Origin of the sequence: Kutzneria buriramensis, from assembly GCF_003387475.1 — a bacterium.
GTDB classification, from domain to species: Bacteria; Actinomycetota; Actinomycetes; order Mycobacteriales; family Pseudonocardiaceae; genus Kutzneria; species Kutzneria buriramensis.
Genome location: NZ_QUNO01000007.1, coordinates 512226 through 528191, shown reverse-complemented (window position 1 = coordinate 528191; position 15966 = coordinate 512226). Strand labels below are relative to the sequence as shown.

Below are 15966 nucleotides of genomic sequence, written 5' to 3'. Positions count from 1 at the left end.
ATGCTGGCCGGCGAGTCCGGCAGGTGGCCGCCCTCGCACCGAGGATTCACGACGTCGTGGACCAGGTCCCGCACGCCGATCACGAGTTCTTCCATCGCTGCCCGCTCAGGCCATGGCTGGGCGCCCAGGTCGCCGAGCGGTTCCGCGAGGCCGCCGAACGCCTTGCCGGCGTGGTGCTCGTGGTGACGGGCATCGTGCTGGCCCTCGAGGAACTGCCCGGCTGACCCTGCTGCTCGGCGGTCAGTCGCGGATGCGGTCGTAGAGCTGGCAGAGCGCGCCGGTCTCGGTGGCCTTCGACGAGGTCAACGCCCAGGACGTGCCGCCGAGGCCGTCGGTGAACAGCCGCTCGCCGCCGCCCACCAGCTCCGGGCACAGCGTGATGCTCAGCCGGTCCACCTCGTCGGCGTCGAGCAGTTGCCGGATGACGCTGGTGCTGGCCAGCACGATGATGTCACCGCCGTCCTCCTGGCGCAGGTGCTTGACGACGGTGGCCGGGTCGGCCGTCGCGAGGCGGGCGTTGTCCCACTCCAGCGCGTCGAGCGTGCGGGAGAAGACGACCTTGTCGACCTCGTTGAGCCAGCGGGAGAAGGTCCGGTCGTGGGGGTGGGCGTTCTCGTCCCCGGCGACGGCGGGCCAGAAGCCGCCGAACCCCTGGTAGTTCTTGCGTCCCAGCAGCGCGGTGGTGGCGGGCGCGGTGACCTCGACCATGTGCGCCCGTGCGCCCTCGCTGATGGCGTGCGGCACGATCCAGCTCATGTCGTACTCGCCGCCGGGGCCGCTGATCCGGCCGTCGAGGGAGAGGCTGATGTTGGCGACGACGGTGCGCCCCTTGCTGGCGGTCATTTCGGCCTTCTTCCGTGTGGGTGACAACGACCCGCTTATGGTGTCCTCGCCGGTGGCCGGGTGTCGTCATCAGACCTGACGACTTCGGGCCCGGGCTGAGTGAGGGGGTGGTGATGCGGGGACCGATGGTCGGTCGGGCGGCCGAGGCCGAGGCGGTGCGTTCGGCGTACGAGCGGACGCTGGCCGGCCAGCGTGCGGTGGTCCTGGTCAGCGGCGAGGCCGGCATCGGAAAGTCCCGGCTGCTGTCCACCGTCGTGGCGACCCTGCCGGACGATCCGCTGGTCCTGTCCGGCGGCTGCCTCGAACTCGGCTCGGAGGGGGCGCCGTACTTGCCGTTCGTGGCCGTCCTGCGCGATCTCATCCGCCACGTCGGCCGCGATCAGGTGACCGGGCTTCTACCGCTGGACGGGACCGCCCTGGGTGACCTGCTGCCCGCCCTCGGACCGGCACCGCTCCGATACGGGCGCACGCGGCTCCTGGAGGAGATGCTGACGCTGGTCACCGAGGTCGCGCGGGCGCAGCCGGTGGTGCTGGTCGTGGAAGACCTGCACTGGGCCGACGCGTCCAGCCGCGAGTTGTTCGCCTACTTGGCTCGGAATCTGACCGGAAATGTGCTGCTGATCGGCTCGCTGCGGACCGGGGAGCTGTCGGCAGGCCACCCGAACCGGCAACTGCTCGCCGAGCTCGGCCGCCGCGCCGAGGTAACCCGGATCGACCTCGGACCGCTGACGCACCACGACGTCGCGCAACTGCTCGCCGCCGTCGACGGCGGACCGCCGGACCCGGTGCGCAGCGCGCGCATCCACCAGCGCAGCGGCGGCAACCCGCTGTTCGCCGAGGCGCTGAGTTCCGGCGAAACGGCGCCGGCCGGCGACCTCCGGGCGCTGCTGCTCGAGCGGATCACGCGGCTGCCCGACGCCGCCCGCGAGGCGCTGGCCGTGCTGGCCGTAGCCGGCGCCGGGTTGACCGACGAGTTCCTGGCCGACGCCGGCCTCGTCGAGGTGCAGGTGGCGGTGTCCAATCTGGTCGGACGTGATCTGGTGGTCGTGGCCAGGGACGGGTACCGCATCCGGCACGACCTGATCCGGGAGGCGGTCTACGCGTCGGTCCTGCCGGCCCGGCGCAGGCGGCTGCACGCCCAGTACGCCGAAGCGCTCGCCGCGCAGGCCTCGGGCATGGTGACGGACACCGTCGCCATGGCGGAGCATTGGACGGCCGCCGGTGAGATGGGCCGCGCGCTGCCGGCGGCGTGGCACGCGGCCGAGCTGGCCGCGCACCAGAACGCGTTCGATGAGCAGCTCCACCTGCTCGAACTGATCCTGGTCCACTGGACTGAGGTTCCCGATCCGGCCGATGCCGTCGGGGCTGACCGCACGACGGTGTTGGAACACGCGGCGGAGGCGGCGCTCGCGGCCGGCAGGTCGGCCAGCGGGATCCGCCACAGCACGGCCGCCCTCGGCGGGCTCGACCCGGCGACGCATCCGCAGCGAACGGCCCGGCTGCTCGGCCTGCGCGGCCAACTGCGCACCCGGGTCGACGGCACCGGGGCCGACGACCTGGAGCAGGCGGTCGAGCTACTGCCTCCCGGCGCGTCGGACGCGTTGCGCGGCTGGCTGGTGGCCGCCCTCGGTTTCGTCTGCGTCGGGGCCTACCGCCTCGACGACAGCCGGCGCTACGCCGAGGAGGCCTTGGCCATCGCGACCCGGCTCGGCGACGACAGCCTGCGGGCTCGTGCCCTGCTGGTCTCGGCCGCGCTCGACGGTGCCGCCGGGCGCATCGAGCCGGCCCGCCGCTCGTTCGCCGACTCCCGACGTCTCGCCGAAACGGCCGGCGACGAGCACACCTTCCTGACGACCTTCCAGTGGGAAGCGGACCTGGTCGAGACGACCGGCCACTACGAGGAGGCGGCAGCCCTCGCCCACGAAGGGCGGCTCGCCGCCGAGCGGTTGGGCCTGGCCAGATCCCGCGGCAGCATGCTCGCCGTGGCGCAGGCCGTTCCCCTGCTGCTCCTCGGCCGGTGGGACGAGGCCGTGCAGGTCGTCGAGGACACCCTCCAGCTGGAGCCGCCGCCGCTCTACGGGGCGTTCCTGCGCCTCGTGGCCGCGGACATCGCCCGCCGCCGTGGCCAAACCGGCCGGTTCGAGGCGTTGCTGCGGGGTCTCACCGAGTTCGCCCAGCGCGCGCAGGCGGCGTCCGAGGCCGTCGCCGGCATCGTCGTTCAGCGCGTCGCGTGGGCGCTCGACTCCGGCGAGGCGGACCTGGCCGATCGCATCGTGCGAGACCACCTGCACTCTGCATGGCCAGCTCGCGAGACCATGCGGCTGCTGTTGCTCGGCGCCCGGGCCCAGCGGGCGCGCCGCGCCGCAGCCCCGCGCAACCGGCGGCTAGCCGCAGAGTGCGCCGCACGGCTCGCCGAATTGTCCCGCCTCGGTGACACCGCGCCGGCCAACGCCGAAACGCGTGCCTACCGACTCACTCTGCGGGCCCTGACAGTGGCCGACGCTCTGTCCACATGGGACGAAGCCGCCGCCGCATGGCGTGACCTGGGCGACCCTTACGAGACCGCGACCACCCTCACCGACGCCGCCGCCACGGCGCTCGCATCGAACAACCGCCCCGGAGCCGCCGCCCGGCTACGAGAGGCCCAAGCTTTGGCCGCCGACCTCGCCGCCGCACCGCTATTGGCCCGCATCGACGACCTCACCTCTCGCGGCCGACTCGCCGAGCCCCCGAATACCCCGCCACTCAACGACTTTGGCCTGACCCGCCGGGAGCTCGACGTGTTGCGCGTGGTGGCCCGCGGCCGCTCGAACGCCCAGATCGCCGAGGAACTGTTCATCAGCACCAACACCGTCGCCACCCACGTCGCCCGCATCCTCGGCAAGCTCGACGCCACCACCCGCACCGAAGCTGTCACCCGAGCCCGCGAAACCGGCATCCTCGATGCCTGAATACCAGTGCCGCCCAAGCGTTTCACCCGGAACTCGGCCGACCAAATATGGAGTTGCGATCTCTACGGCACCGTTCATCGGGTCCTCAAGCTCCTCGTAGGGTGTGAGTCAAGGCCCCGCCGGGTGGTGACGCAGCCGGCAGGGCCGCTTTCACAACGGCCGGTCTGTCCGGGCACGTCGCATCCCGCCGACGCGTTCGGGAAGTGCTAGGGCGAGATATGGACTTCGACTCCGCGCGGGCTCGCTACATGCCGAACCCCGCTCCGTGCGGAAGGCACGTCGCACGGACGAACACGGGCTCACGAATGAACTCCACGGCTAGGCGCGGCTCCGCATGAGCCCACACGATGACCAGCGCTCGGCTGATCAAGTGACAACCGGCGCTCGACAACCAGGCGTCTCGCAAGAGACTGCTGGTCGGACCCGTTCCCATCTGTTGTGACCCCCGCCCAGGCCGCGTAGGGGCCCGCGCTGGAGGCCGCCCGCAGCGTCTCGGCGGGCGGCGCCGAAGACGTTGACTTCCCTCTGGTGGCGGGCCTCGTCCATGGGCACGTCCTCGACGGCGCCGTAGGAGCCGTAGCCGGCGTTGTTGACCAGCACGTCGAGCCGGCCGGTGTCGGCGACGATCTTCTCGACGCCGGTCCGCATCGACGCGTCGTCCGTGACATCCATCGACAACGCGCGGCTACCGGCCACATCGGACAGTCGTTCTGCGCGCCTGGCGGCGCCGTAGACGGTGTAGCCGAGGGTGTGCAGCTTGGTGGCGACCGCTTCGCCGATACCCGACGACGCTCCGGTGACCGGCGCGGTCTTCACGACCGTCACGTCAGTTGTTCGCGGGCTCGTAGTTCGCGGGCACGCCGGTGGCACGGCGCATGAATGCGTCGAAGGCGCGGTTGGGCAGCGTGTTGTGCAGGAAGATCATGGGCTTGGCGCCGAAGCCGACGGCGTAACGGGTCTTGGGTCGGCGCGCCCGGACGGACTTGACGATGGTCTTGGCGATCAAGTCGGGCGACGACAGGCGGCGTTCGTTGGCCTCCGAGCTGAGCGAGTCGGCCACGGCGTTGCCCTGCGGGGCGTACGGGCCGGTGCCGGAGACGGTGCGGACCTTCTGCGCGGCGATGCCGCCCCACTCGGACCTGACGCCACCCGGTTCGATCACCACGACGTCGATCCCGAAGGGCTTGACCTCCATGCGCAGGCAGTCGCTGAGCGCCTCCAGCGCGAACTTCGTGGCGTGGTACCAGGCTCCCAGCGAGGTGTAGATGCGGCCGCCCATCGAGGTGATGTTGACGATGGTTCCCGAGCGCTGGGCCCGCATGTGTGGCAGGACCAGCTGGGTCAGCCGCGCCGCGCCGAACACGTTGACCTCGAACTGTTCCCTGGCCTCCTGCAGGGGTACGTCCTCGACGGCGCCGTAGGAACCGTAGCCGGCGTTGTTGACCAGGACGTCGAGGCGGCCGGTGTCGGCGATGATCTTCTCGACGCCGTCCCGCATGGAGGTGTCGTCGGTGACGTCCATGGCCAGCAGTTGGATCCCCTGCTTGGTCAGGTGTTGCATGCGCTGCACACGCCGCGCCGCGCCGTAGACGGTGTAACCGGCCTTGCGCAGCTTGAGCGCGGTGGCCTCGCCGATCCCCGACGAAGCTCCGGTGACGAGTGCGACCTTGGTGGCCATGGCGGTGATCCTTCCGGTGTACGTGGTGACCTTGCGTCGTCAACGCTAGAAGTGGATCTGCGACCTGGCACTAGCGCGGCGCGCCAACTCACTTGCGTATGACGCCACCTTTCGATGGCGCACTCCGCGAGAGACGTGGCGTCATCTGTTAGTGACAGGGCACCCGCCGGCCTTTACCCTCACGGCGTGAGCACCGGACGATTCACCCTGGATCCCAGCATCAAAGCGCTGCTGAAGGACCTCGGCGTGTCACCCACCCGGGTGCTCCGGCGCGCCCAGCTGCCTGCTGACCTGTTCGGCCGCGGCCCGGTCGAGCTCCCACCGGAGGAGTACTTCCGGCTGTGGGAGGCACTCGACGCCGAGAGCGGCGATCCGGACCTGGCTGTCGCGATCGGCCGGTCGATCTCGGTCGAGATGTTCACCCCGCCGATCTTCGCCGCCCTGTGCAGCCCCGACCTGCGGACCGCCGCCCAGCGCATCGCCACCTACAAGCCCCTCATCGGGCCCCTGCACCTGCAGCTCGACAACGGCGACGAAGGCTTGACGATCAGCTTCAGGTGGCCGCCGGACATGCCCCCGCCGCCCCTGCTGGCCGCCGCCGAGACGGTGTTCTGGGTCGCCATGGCCAGGATCGCGACCCGCCACGACATCAGGCCGGTCCGGGCCACCGATCCCTGGATCCCTGCCGAGCATGCCGGCCTCGACGAGTACCTCGGCGTAGACGTCCACAATGGACCGGCACACGCGATCACCTTCGCGCCCGCCGACGCGGACCGCCCGTTCCTCACCGAGAACGAGCAACTCTGGCGGTTCTTCGCCCCGGAACTCCGCAAACGCCTGTCCGACCTGCAGGCGACAGCCAGCATCGCCGAGCGTGTCCGTGCCGCGCTGCACGAAACACTTCCCGCCGGCGGCAGTTCCATGGCCGCGGTCACCCGGCATCTCGCCGTCAGCAACCGCACCCTGCAACGACAACTGAAACTCGAAGGAACCAGCTTCCAGGAAATCCTCGCCACGACCCGCGAAGACCTGGCCCGCCACTACCTCGGCAACAGCACCATTCGCACGCCCGAAATCGCCTACCTGCTCGGCTACGACGACACCAACTCCTTCTACCGCGCCTTCCGCACCTGGACCGGAACCACCCCCGACGCCATCCGAACCGCAGCCTTAGCCGGAGCCTGAACAGACCTGTCGCGGAAGCAACTCGGGTTGTGGGAGCTGGAGCTGCGAGGCGCCGCCGTCAACGGCCAGTTCGGCTCCGGTGGTGGAAACGCGCGAAGGTCCACTCAGGAAACCGCGCCCGTCCCGGACCCGCCGGACTGATGGAACCGAGCAAGTTCCGATAGCCGGGATTACCGATATCGTCAAGGAAACGCAGGGGCGCCAGGTCGCATCAGTTTCTCGTCGACACGGGGCTGGGCGGCGAAGTCGAAGTCCGACAGCGTCCAGGGATCAGGCAGGCGAACCGCAGCCGTCCGGCCAGCCGCCGTTCCTCGGTGGCGTTGACCTCGATCTCCAGCAGTCGTTCGAGCGCGGCGGTCATGGACAGGTTCTCGTGCCGGATTTCGTCGGGCACCCTCGGCAGCGCTTCGGCGGCGTTGTCGAGTTCAAGGCAGGACAAGTGGGCACGAAGTTGTTGGTAGCGGCGAACTTCGCTCATCTGTGGCACTGTTTTGTTGGCACAAGCCGCGATGGCCGGCGAGCCGGTCGGGCTGCCCAACGACGAACTGGTCTGCTTCGTCATGCTGGCCGGCCAATTCTCCGTGCGGCAACCCGCCGGTGGCAGCAGAAACAGCACGACGGTCCAGCTCGTGTTCGACGCCGCTACCGGCAATCTCCTGCTGTGGGGAGTTCCCGACGCTCAGAGCTGGTTTCAGAATGACTTTGCCATGGTGCGGTAGCAGATCAGCACGCATGCCAGGTGCAGGAGACCAGGATGAAGGTCGGCGCGGCGTTCGTACCGGGTGTGCAGCGTCGAGGACCTCTGTCTGACGCTCGGCCGCTGGTACCGGTATGCCCCATCGCCCGCGCCTGCGGCGGGTTTCTCCGGTGTGGCCACTGCGGCGAAGGAGAGGCGCGCCCGGTACGTCGAGGGCTTCCTGCTTGGCGACGAGGACCATGTTCAGCCCGCAGCATGGGCGGCGAGAGGTGGAGAGGTGGTCGCCGGACCGGCCGGCCTGGCCTACCTCGGCGTGCCGCTCACCGAGCGGTTCCGGAAGCTTGTGTGCAAGTGGTGTCGGCGATGGGTAAGAAAGACGGGTCCTGGCGCAGATTGTGTGATCAACTTGTTCGATGGGCGCTCGCCTGAACTGTGTGATCATGGTCGGGGTGTGATCAACACGGTCTTGGTGTGGTTCTGCCGCATCTGGCCAGCGTGCTGGTGGAGCGGGTGGACCACCGCCCGCCGGAGGTCCTGGTCCGGGCGCGTCCCAGGGCGAACAGCGCGGTGTGCCGGGCATGCGGAGGTGTGTCGTCGCGAGCGCACAGCCGATATCACCGACGGGTCGCCGACGCCGCGATCGCCGGCCGACCCGTCGGGCTCAAGCTGGAGGTCCGCCGGTTCTTTGCGGCAACCACGACTGCGCGACCAGGACATTCGCCGAGCAGATCGACGGTGTGACCACGCCCTACGCGCGGCGGAGTCCACTGTTGCCACCTGCCAGCGGCATGGGACCACCACGTTGCCAGTCGTGGGACCACCGACAGCAGTGCAGAAGTGGAACAGGTTATCGCGCTGGCGCTTGGCAAGCGCCGGGTTCCCTCAACGACCGATCAGCGGCATTTGTACGGTGGAGACCCGCCGTGACGCCTGCACGTTCGTGAACCTCGCAGCGGCTGTCATCGAGGTGCCCAGACGGTTCACCCACGACTGTTGATCAGGGCGGCGAGGTCGGGATGGCCGTTGTAGGCGGCGATGCCGGCCGGTGTCGCCGCCCAGCGGTCCTCCCGCAGGGTCACCGAGGCACCGCGATCGAGCATCAGCTCGACGGCGGCTCGGTGACCGGTCGCGGCGGCGGCGTGCAGTGCGGTGAGGTTGTACGCGAAGCTGGCATCCGGGTCGACTCCGGCGTCGAGCAGCGCGGCTAGCACGTCGGTCCGGCCGACCCCGGCCGCAATGAACAGGTCGTTCACGCGGACACCGGCCGCCACCAGCGCAGCCGCCGAGCGGGGCCGGCCGAAGCTGATCGCGGTGACGATCGGCCGGTCGCCGGGGCCGCCGTCGATCCGGGCACCGCCGGCCGCCAGCACCTGCACCAGCTCCCCGTCCAAACCGGCATCACGGGGGAATACGCTGGTCAGCACGAGGACGAGGGTGGTGTCAGCGGCACCGTAGATCTGGCACTCGGCATCGGGGTCAGCGCCGCGGGCAAGGAGCAACTGGGCGACGGCGGGCGCGTTCGGCGGGGTGCGCTGGCGTGGGTCCTCAGTCCCGTTGGCCCCGCAGTAGTGCAACAACGTGGCCCGGTGCGGCCGGGAAGAGCGGGCCCGGACCAGCGAGGGATGGTGGTCGAGCAGGTCCCGCAGGTCGGCGAGCCGGCCGAACGCCACCGCGTCGGCGGCCCGCTCGAACCGCTGGTGCTCCTCGCTCACCGCCCCAGTGTGCCCGAGCATGCCGCTTGCCGCCGAGTCCCGTTCCGTACGTTCGTCGACTCACGATCCGAGGGCAGCCAGGTTCTTCATTTGCCCGAGGTGCTCGGTCATCTCCTCGTTCAACGCGGCTTCCAGCACGCCCGCTCGTCGGCATCACCGGACATTCGATTGCCATCGTCATGATCGGTCCACACAGCAGGTCTGGAACATGTTCTCTCGGTGAATCACCTGCTGTCGGTGGTCCCACAACGGTGGCAAACGACAGGAAGAAGGGTCTCGTGCTCACGCTGCGGCGGGTGTTCGTGCACCCCACCGCCCGCGCCCAGGCCGCCGCCACCGCACGAGAACGCAAACTTGACTTGGTGCGAGCCAGGTAGTCGATGTGGAAGTTCACCGCGGCCCGGGTCAGGTCGCGGCAGGACTCTGGACCGGCTCGCGGAGCGCCGTTGACCAGCTGTTTCTGCGTTCGGACGTCGAGTTCGGCGAGTGCCGGCCCAAACCCATCGGCCATCTGGCCGGACGGGCGCCGATGACTTTCGCGTCGCGATCGCCTCTGTATGGGTAGGAGGTGGTTGATGATGAGCTCACCAGAGCAGCCCATAACCACGGCGGTAGTCACCGGAGCCAGCCGTGGTTTCGGCGCGGCGATCGCCGCCGCGCTGGTCAACCGGGGTCACCGGGTCGTCGGCGTGGCGCGCAGCGCTGAGGCGCTGGCGGACCTGCGCCGGGAACTGGGTGCCATGTTCGTCCCGACGGTCGCCGACGCGACCGACGCGGAGACCGCCCGCACCCTGATCGAGCACCACCAGCCCACACTGCTCGTCCTCAACGCGGGCGCGACACCCGCCGTCAGGCCCGTGCACGAACAGTCCTGGGAATCGTTCAGCCGCAACTGGCAGGTTGACACCCAACACGCATTCCACTGGATCCGCGCGGCGCTGCGACACCCGCTGGCGCCCAACAGCCTGGTGGTGGCGATGTCCAGCGGCGCCGCACTGCGCGGCTCACCGCTGAGCGGCGGATACGCGGGTGCGAAAGCGATGATCCGATTCCTCGCCTCGTATGCCGCGGACGAATCCCGGCGTGCCGCCCTCGCTATCCGTTTCGCCGCCGTGCTGCCGCAAATCACGCCGGCCACCGAACTCGGCGCCGCCGGTGTCGCCGCCTACGCCGAGCGCCAGGGAATCGACACCGCCACATTCGCAGCAGCACTCGAACCGCTACTCACGCCGGCCATCGTCGGTGCCGAGATCGCGCGACTGTGCGAGGACACCGGCAACCTGGACGAGCCGCGAGAGTACCAGCTCACCGGGCACGGACTTCACGCGCTGGCGTGAATCACAAGAAAGAGGAAACATGTTGCTGGAAAACAAGAACGTCGTCGTCTACGGCGCGGGCGGAGCGGTCGGCGGCGCGGTCGCCCGCCGATTCGCCCACGAAGGCGCCAGGGTCTTCCTGACCGGGCGGACTCTCGACACCGTCAGGACCGTCGCCAAGGAAATCGCCGCCGCGGGCGGAGCCGTCGAGGCCGCCGTGGTCGACGCCTTGGACGAGAAGTCCGTCACCGAACACCTCGACGCCGTCGTGGTCGACGGCGGCAGCATCGACGTGTCGTTCAACGCGATCGGAATCTCCCCGCGGGGGCTGCAGGGAATCCCGCTCACCGACCTGCCGGTCGACAACTTCATGCTGCCGATCACGACATACACCCAGGCCCACTTCGTGACCGCGAAATCCGCCGCGCGGCACATGATCTCCAAGGGATCGGGAGTGATCATGATGCACACACCCGAACCCGCCCGGGTGAGCCTGCCCCTGGTCGGCGGCATGAGTGTCGGCTGGGCGGCGATGGAAGCGCTCAACCGCGCGATGTCCGCCGAATGGGCCCAGCACGGCGTCCGCTCGATCTGCCTGCGCACCACCGGCATGGTCGACACACCGGTCATCGACGTCGTGTACGGGCTGCACGCCGACGCGATGGGCATCACCAAGGACCAGTTCACCGCCGCCGCCAGCGCGATGACCCACCGCAAGCGCCCCACCGAACTGGTTGAACTCGCCGCGGTCGCGGCATTCCTGGCCTCCGACCAGGCATCCGCGATGACCGGCACCGTTGCCAACCTGACCGGCGGACTCATCGTCGACTGATCGCCCGGCCTCCATAACGGCGGCCGGGGCGGCCCCAACAGAGGAGCAAAGCAGTGAACGACCTACTCACTAGCGTGGTCGCCGCGCACGGTGGTTTGGAGCGGTGGAACCGGATCCGGGCGATCCGCGTCGACGCCGCCATCACCGGGGCCTTCTGGCAGGTCAAGGGAAAGGCTGACGCGCTGAAGGAGGTCCGCTTCGAGGTGGACACGACACGGCAGCGGCTGACCATGGACTTCGTCGGTCAGAACCGTCGGTCGCTCTTCCAGCCCGACCGGGTCGTCCTGCAGCAACCCGTCGGCACGGTTGTCGACGCGCGCGACGATCCGGAGCGGTCGTTCGATGGCCACCAGTTCCAGACGCCGTGGGATGACCTACATCTCGCGTACTTCACCGGTGAAGCACTGTGGACGTACCTGACCGCGCCGTTCCTGTTCACTTGGCCGGGGTTCGTCTGCGAAGAGATCGCGCCCGTCGAGGCCGACGGTGAAACCTGGCGGCGGCTGAACGTGACCTTCCCCGACCACATCAAGACCCACACCCGCAAACAGGTGTTCTGCTTCGGCCCGGACGGGCTGCTGCGCCGCCACGACTTCACCATCGACATCGTCGATCCGAGCACCGAGTCACAGCTTGACGCCGCCGACTACCGCGACATCGACGGCATCATCATCCCAGCCACCCGACGGGCCTACGCCCCGATGGGCGACGACCAGATCGTCATGGTCGCTATCGACATGGCCGACATCACCGCCAGTTGAGCCGAATTCCCTGCCACACAAGGACATCGCGATGAACAGCACGCACCGAGCTTGGGCTGTTGCGCCAGTGGAACGGCAAGCCGCGCGCCTGCGGCTGTTGGCGAAGGAGCAAGACCTGACCCGCGCCCGGGACGCCGTGGCCGCTGACCGCATGCGGATGCCGTGGCTGAAGGTCGAGCAAGCCGCCCATCCCGCGCATCTCAACGCCGGCGACACCACGACGGCCCGACCGAGCCACCCAGTCAGCCCCGCACCACCGACCCAGGGCGCGGATCATGCACAGTATGACTGAGTCTCAGACCGGCAACGAGGACTTCGGACGGCTGAGCGAACCGTTCCGACGCGAGCTGCTCGCGTACTGCTACCGCCTGCTCGGGTCGGTCGATGAGGCCGAAGAAGTGGTTCAGGACGTCTATCTCGACGCCTGGCGGGGATATGACCGGTTCAAGGGCCAATCATCATTGCGTACCTGGCTCTACCGCATCGCGACCCGGGCGTGTTTCAAGGCGCTGGAAAAGAGCAGGCGCAGGCCGCTGCCCGCCGATCTCGGCTCCCCCGAGGCAGATCCGGAGGCCAGGCTGGTCGAGCCGACCTCGCAGGTGCCGTGGCTTCAGCCGATGCCCGACCTCCTGTTCACCGCCTCGCCGACCGACCCGGCAACCGTCGTGGTGCAACGGCAGAGCATGCGGCTCGCTCTGATCGGGGCACTCCAACAGCTGCCACCGCGACAGCGAGCCGTGCTGATCCTGCGCGACGTGTTGCAGTGGCGGACCACCGAGGTCGCGGAACTGCTGCAGATGACGGGAGCGGCCGTCAACAGCGCGCTGCAGCGAGCGCGCGCCCAGGTCCCGCTCAGCGAGGACGGCCTGAGCGAACCCACAGAACAAGCGCAGCGAGCCCTGCTTGACCGCTACGTCACCGCCTTCGAAACCGCGGATGTCGATCAACTCGTCGCGGTGCTGACCGAAGACGCGCGATGGGAAATGCCGCCGATCGCGACCTGGTTCGAAGGCCGCGACACCATCGTGGCTTTCCTGCTCAGGCAGATGCGGATAATCGGTCCAGTCAAAGTGGTCGCGACCTCCGCCAATGGACAGCCCGCGTTCGCGGTGTACGCCCGCGGCCACGACGGTGTGCACCGTCCACACGCGCTGCACGTAGTGACGGTCACCGCCGAGGGCGTCAGCCGGATCGTGGCGTTCCACGGCTCCGGGCTGTTTCCGCTGTTCGGACTCTGACCAGGCAACGCATGGCCGAACAGGGAAACACCGACAAGCACGACGCCGCGCTGCACGCACAGCTGCGGTTGTTCTGCGAACTCATGCTCGGTTCAGCCGACGCCGCCGACTGTATGATTCAGCAGATTTACAGTTGTGCATTCGACTACCATGACGGGCAGGAGAATTGGCCGCCGGAACGCTCACAGCTGTTCCGTATCGCAGCCACCCTTTGCGGCGTCCGCCAACAAGGCCGGCACGCCGGCGAAGGCCAGTGTGAATAGGAGATCGACCAGATCTTCACACGAACAGGAGAATCATGCAAATCGGAGTTATCGGTGCCACCGGCACTATCGGCAGCCGAATCGTCACGGAGGCACTCGACCGCCGGCACCAGGTCACGGCGTTCAGTCGCGACGTCTCTGGTATTCAGGACAATCGTGCGGACATCCGATGGAAGAACGTCGATGCCACCGATGCCGGTGGTATCGCCGCGGTCCTACCCGGACTCGACGTCCTGATCAGTGCATTTGGCGCGGGCAACGCCGCCAGCGACCCCGCTGATGCCGTGGCACGGGCAATCGCCAACCCCGGCATCTACGCACGGACGGCCACGGCGCTGCCGACCGCACTGGAAAGCCGTTCTCAGATCCGGCTCATCGTCGTCGGCGGCGCCGCTAGTCTCGAAGTCAAGCCCGGCCTGGTGTTCGCCGACTCCGACGCGCTGCTCAATGCCGCGATCGACGGCTTCGGCCTGCCAAGGGAATATGCTGCGGCCATGCGCGGCCACAGGGACGCGCTGAACCTCTATCGCACCTCCAATCGGCGCTGGACCTACCTCAGTCCAGCCGTGGAAATCGCCCCGGGCGAACGCACCGGCCGTTTCCGGGTCGGCGGCGACCAACCCGTCCTGGATGCCGAGGGTCGCAGTCGCATATCCGCCGAAGATGCAGCCGTCGCCGTTCTCGACGAAGTCGAGCTTCCGCGTTTCGTGCAGCGCCGCTTCACCGTCGGCTACTGAACGCGGGGTGATCGCGCGGCGTTGTGGCACACAACTTCGCCGGCTGACGCTCGCCCCTCGCCTGTTCAGTTGAGGGATGATCGCTCGGCCGACGGAACAGGCCCGGCGACGAAACCGGCTAACGAGAAGTCGGCATGCCCAGGAGATACCCGTTGGGGTGCAAGTCGTCTCATCGAAGTTGGCCCGTCTCACCGAACCTGTGCGACGACGTGGCCCTGTGATGCGCGCTCATGCCGACTGTCGGATGCGGGTGCGGCAACCACCGGGACGACGCAGGTGGCGGCCGGAGCCGGGTGGCCCGGCTCGTCACCGTGGGAAGTCCAGCCGCGGCTGACGGTCCAGCAACGCGTCCAGGGCCACGTGCCGCTGGAGGCGGGACAGCGTCGCGGGCGGGGCGCCGGCCCGCTTGATGTGCACGCGAAACTCCGGGTCCGGCGCCAGTCCGTGCCGCTCCAGGTAGTAGAGGGTCGCGTCCGGCCAGACCCACGTGCCGTCGCTGCAGTAACCCGTTGGCACTGGAATCCGCGGCCCCCAACCACATCGCCAACGTCAGGCGGCTCGTCGTCGAACCACTGGGAGACGACTTCCTGACCGTGGGCGCCGCCGCCGAACGCATCGTACGGATCCTGGGACTGCCCACCTGACCTTCACAATGCTGCTACCGACGGGCGACAACGCATCAATCAGGTCGCGACGCCGGCGAGCTGTCGACGGTCAGGCGGCGGAGCGCTCGGCCGCGGGGCGGCGACGCCGGCCCGGGGTGGCGATGGCCGGTGGACGGTACTCCTGGTCGAGACGACCGATGTCGGTGCCGGGCGGGACGATCTCGTCGATGCGGTCGAGGATGTCGTCGGAGAGGGCGACGTCGACGCCGGCGAGCAGGTCGTCGAGGTGGGCCATGGTGCGGGGCCCGAGCAACGCGCTGGTGACGCCGGGATGCGCGATGACAAAAGCCATCGCCAGGTGGGTCATGGGCAGGCCGGCCTCGGCGGCGACCGGGATGAGCTGCTCGACGACGTCCAGGCGCCGCTGGTCGTTGAGGTGCTGGAACATGTGCGCACGGCGCAGGTCGTTGGGACCGTCCTTGCGGACGCGACCGGTGAGCAGGCCCTGGCCCAGCGGGCCCCAGACCAGCGTGCCCATGCCGTAGCGCTGAGCCACCGGCAGCACCTCACGTTCGACGCCGCGGTTGAGCAGGGAGTAGGCGGGCTGCTCGGTGTGCGGCCGGGCCAGGCCGCGCCGCTCGGCGACCCACTGGGCCTCCACGATGTCGGACGCGGGCAGCCCGGAGGTGCCGATGGCGCGGACCTTGCCGCAGCGGATCAGGTCGGTCAGCGCGGACAGGGTCTCCTCGAAGTCGGTGTCCGGGTCCGGGCGGTGCAGTTGGTACAGGTCGATGTGATCGGTTTGCAGGCGGCGCAGGGAGTTCTCCACCGCCGTGACGATCCAGCGCCGGGAGGCGCCCTGGTGGTTGGGGTCCTGCCCGGTGGGGCGGCTGAACTTGGTGGCGAGCACGACGTCGTCGCGGCGGCCCTTGAGGGCCCGGCCGACGACCTCCTCCGAGTCGCCGTAGACGTCGGCGGTGTCGACGAAGTTGATGCCGGCGTCCAGGGCGCGGTGGATGACGCGGGCCGCGTCGTCGGGATCGGGGTTGCCGACGGCGGTGGCGAACATGAGTGCGCCGAGGGCGTAGGGGCTGACCTTGATGCCGGTGCGGCCGAGCGTTCGGTACTGCATGGCGCGACTCCCGAGT

At 69.0% G+C, this 15966-nt stretch carries 20 protein-coding genes; 13 read left to right on the top strand and 7 right to left on the bottom strand.

The annotated features are described in order from the left end of the window. Window positions 1–56: 56 nt before the first annotated feature. On the top strand, window positions 57–224 hold the full coding sequence (locus BCF44_RS55610; RefSeq protein ID WP_170217693.1) for a hypothetical protein: 168 nt from the start codon (window positions 57–59) through the stop codon (window positions 222–224). Between the two features lie 16 nt (window positions 225–240). On the opposite strand, the gene BCF44_RS23170 is transcribed toward BCF44_RS55610, so the two are convergent. Beyond that, window positions 241–843 (bottom strand): dihydrofolate reductase family protein, encoded by a 603-nt coding sequence (locus BCF44_RS23170; protein WP_116176414.1) that lies wholly within the window; start codon window positions 841–843, stop codon window positions 241–243. Between the two features lie 113 nt (window positions 844–956). On the opposite strand from BCF44_RS23170, the gene BCF44_RS23165 reads away from it, so the two are divergent. Then, window positions 957–3794, top strand: a complete 2838-nt coding sequence (locus BCF44_RS23165; protein ID WP_147328601.1) for an ATP-binding protein — start codon at window positions 957–959, stop codon at window positions 3792–3794. Between the two features lie 366 nt (window positions 3795–4160). On the opposite strand, the gene BCF44_RS23160 is transcribed toward BCF44_RS23165, so the two are convergent. Further along, window positions 4161–4610 carry an SDR family NAD(P)-dependent oxidoreductase gene (locus BCF44_RS23160; protein WP_211353171.1) on the bottom strand — a complete coding sequence of 150 codons (450 nt, stop codon included), beginning with the start codon at window positions 4608–4610 and terminating at the stop codon, window positions 4161–4163. A 10-nt stretch (window positions 4611–4620) separates the two neighbouring features. Further along, the gene (locus BCF44_RS23155) at window positions 4621–5472 is read right to left on the bottom strand and encodes an oxidoreductase (RefSeq protein WP_116176411.1); all 852 of its coding nucleotides are present in this window, start codon (window positions 5470–5472) and stop codon (window positions 4621–4623) included. A gap of 186 nt (window positions 5473–5658) precedes the next feature. On the opposite strand from BCF44_RS23155, the gene BCF44_RS23150 reads away from it, so the two are divergent. Then, window positions 5659–6657, top strand: coding sequence for an AraC family transcriptional regulator (locus tag BCF44_RS23150; RefSeq protein WP_246015436.1), 999 nt, complete (start codon window positions 5659–5661; stop codon window positions 6655–6657). A 211-nt stretch (window positions 6658–6868) separates the two neighbouring features. On the opposite strand, the gene BCF44_RS23145 is transcribed toward BCF44_RS23150, so the two are convergent. Further along, the gene (locus BCF44_RS23145; protein ID WP_211353188.1) at window positions 6869–7135 is read right to left on the bottom strand and encodes a hypothetical protein; all 267 of its coding nucleotides are present in this window, start codon (window positions 7133–7135) and stop codon (window positions 6869–6871) included. 16 nt (window positions 7136–7151) lie between these two features. On the opposite strand from BCF44_RS23145, the gene BCF44_RS23140 reads away from it, so the two are divergent. Both BCF44_RS23140 and BCF44_RS59270 read left to right on the top strand, forming a co-directional pair. Then, window positions 7152–7376, top strand: a complete 225-nt coding sequence (locus tag BCF44_RS23140) for a hypothetical protein (RefSeq protein WP_147328600.1) — start codon at window positions 7152–7154, stop codon at window positions 7374–7376. A gap of 449 nt (window positions 7377–7825) precedes the next feature. Then, complete coding sequence (locus BCF44_RS59270; protein ID WP_116176408.1) at window positions 7826–8095, top strand: transposase family protein; 270 nt, start codon at window positions 7826–7828, stop codon at window positions 8093–8095. 239 nt (window positions 8096–8334) lie between these two features. On the opposite strand, the gene BCF44_RS23125 is transcribed toward BCF44_RS59270, so the two are convergent. After that, a complete protein-coding gene (locus BCF44_RS23125) occupies window positions 8335–9066 on the bottom strand; it encodes an ankyrin repeat domain-containing protein (protein ID WP_170217692.1) in 732 nt (243 codons plus the stop codon). Window positions 9067–9641: 575 nt separating this feature from the next. Here BCF44_RS23125 and BCF44_RS23120 point away from each other — a divergent pair. The 7 genes from BCF44_RS23120 (at window position 9642) to BCF44_RS23090 (ending at window position 14213) form a co-directional block, all read left to right on the top strand. Next, entirely contained in the window at window positions 9642–10403 is a 762-nt protein-coding gene (locus BCF44_RS23120; RefSeq protein ID WP_211353170.1) for an SDR family oxidoreductase, read from the top strand. A 19-nt stretch (window positions 10404–10422) separates the two neighbouring features. Continuing rightward, window positions 10423–11214, top strand: coding sequence for an SDR family NAD(P)-dependent oxidoreductase (locus BCF44_RS23115; protein ID WP_116176406.1), 792 nt, complete (start codon window positions 10423–10425; stop codon window positions 11212–11214). A 74-nt stretch (window positions 11215–11288) separates the two neighbouring features. Beyond that, complete coding sequence (locus BCF44_RS23110; protein ID WP_246015434.1) at window positions 11289–11975, top strand: hypothetical protein; 687 nt, start codon at window positions 11289–11291, stop codon at window positions 11973–11975. A 31-nt stretch (window positions 11976–12006) separates the two neighbouring features. After that, complete coding sequence (locus BCF44_RS23105) at window positions 12007–12267, top strand: DUF899 family protein (RefSeq protein ID WP_116176404.1); 261 nt, start codon at window positions 12007–12009, stop codon at window positions 12265–12267. Next, window positions 12260–13213 carry a sigma-70 family RNA polymerase sigma factor gene (locus BCF44_RS23100; protein ID WP_116176403.1) on the top strand — a complete coding sequence of 318 codons (954 nt, stop codon included), beginning with the start codon at window positions 12260–12262 and terminating at the stop codon, window positions 13211–13213. Before BCF44_RS23105 ends, BCF44_RS23100 begins: the two co-directional genes overlap by 8 nt. Before the next feature lie 11 nt (window positions 13214–13224). Continuing rightward, window positions 13225–13476, top strand: a complete 252-nt coding sequence (locus BCF44_RS23095) for a hypothetical protein (RefSeq protein WP_116176402.1) — start codon at window positions 13225–13227, stop codon at window positions 13474–13476. A 35-nt stretch (window positions 13477–13511) separates the two neighbouring features. Further along, window positions 13512–14213, top strand: coding sequence for an NAD(P)-dependent oxidoreductase (locus tag BCF44_RS23090; protein ID WP_116176401.1), 702 nt, complete (start codon window positions 13512–13514; stop codon window positions 14211–14213). Between the two features lie 306 nt (window positions 14214–14519). Here BCF44_RS23090 and BCF44_RS23085 read toward each other — a convergent pair whose 3' ends face one another. Next, the gene (locus BCF44_RS23085; protein ID WP_116176400.1) at window positions 14520–14729 is read right to left on the bottom strand and encodes a hypothetical protein; all 210 of its coding nucleotides are present in this window, start codon (window positions 14727–14729) and stop codon (window positions 14520–14522) included. Between BCF44_RS23085 and BCF44_RS58610 the strand changes: the two genes are divergently transcribed. Further along, window positions 14723–14857, top strand: coding sequence for a hypothetical protein (locus BCF44_RS58610; RefSeq protein ID WP_281283147.1), 135 nt, complete (start codon window positions 14723–14725; stop codon window positions 14855–14857). The two genes, BCF44_RS23085 and BCF44_RS58610, sit on opposite strands and share 7 nt — an antisense overlap. Before the next feature lie 70 nt (window positions 14858–14927). Here the strand turns inward: BCF44_RS58610 and BCF44_RS23075 are convergent, their stop codons facing one another. Next, the gene (locus tag BCF44_RS23075) at window positions 14928–15950 is read right to left on the bottom strand and encodes an aldo/keto reductase (RefSeq protein WP_116176399.1); all 1023 of its coding nucleotides are present in this window, start codon (window positions 15948–15950) and stop codon (window positions 14928–14930) included. Window positions 15951–15966: the final 16 nt, after the last annotated feature.

Excerpts from the sequence above, each read along its gene's own strand:
- BCF44_RS23170 (WP_116176414.1), bottom strand. The coding sequence starts at position 843 with ATGACCGCCAGCAAGGGGCGCACCGTCGTCGCCAACATCAGCCTCTCC.
- BCF44_RS23165 (WP_147328601.1), top strand. The coding sequence starts at position 957 with ATGCGGGGACCGATGGTCGGTCGGGCGGCCGAGGCCGAGGCGGTGCGT.
- BCF44_RS23155 (WP_116176411.1), bottom strand. The coding sequence starts at position 5,472 with ATGGCCACCAAGGTCGCACTCGTCACCGGAGCTTCGTCGGGGATCGGC.
- BCF44_RS23145 (WP_211353188.1), bottom strand. The coding sequence starts at position 7,135 with ATGAGCGAAGTTCGCCGCTACCAACAACTTCGTGCCCACTTGTCCTGC.
- BCF44_RS23120 (WP_211353170.1), top strand. The coding sequence starts at position 9,642 with ATGATGAGCTCACCAGAGCAGCCCATAACCACGGCGGTAGTCACCGGA.
- BCF44_RS23115 (WP_116176406.1), top strand. The coding sequence starts at position 10,423 with ATGTTGCTGGAAAACAAGAACGTCGTCGTCTACGGCGCGGGCGGAGCG.
- BCF44_RS23105 (WP_116176404.1), top strand. The coding sequence starts at position 12,007 with ATGAACAGCACGCACCGAGCTTGGGCTGTTGCGCCAGTGGAACGGCAA.
- BCF44_RS23100 (WP_116176403.1), top strand. The coding sequence starts at position 12,260 with ATGACTGAGTCTCAGACCGGCAACGAGGACTTCGGACGGCTGAGCGAA.
- BCF44_RS23095 (WP_116176402.1), top strand. The coding sequence starts at position 13,225 with ATGGCCGAACAGGGAAACACCGACAAGCACGACGCCGCGCTGCACGCA.
- BCF44_RS23090 (WP_116176401.1), top strand. The coding sequence starts at position 13,512 with ATGCAAATCGGAGTTATCGGTGCCACCGGCACTATCGGCAGCCGAATC.
- BCF44_RS23075 (WP_116176399.1), bottom strand. The coding sequence starts at position 15,950 with ATGCAGTACCGAACGCTCGGCCGCACCGGCATCAAGGTCAGCCCCTAC.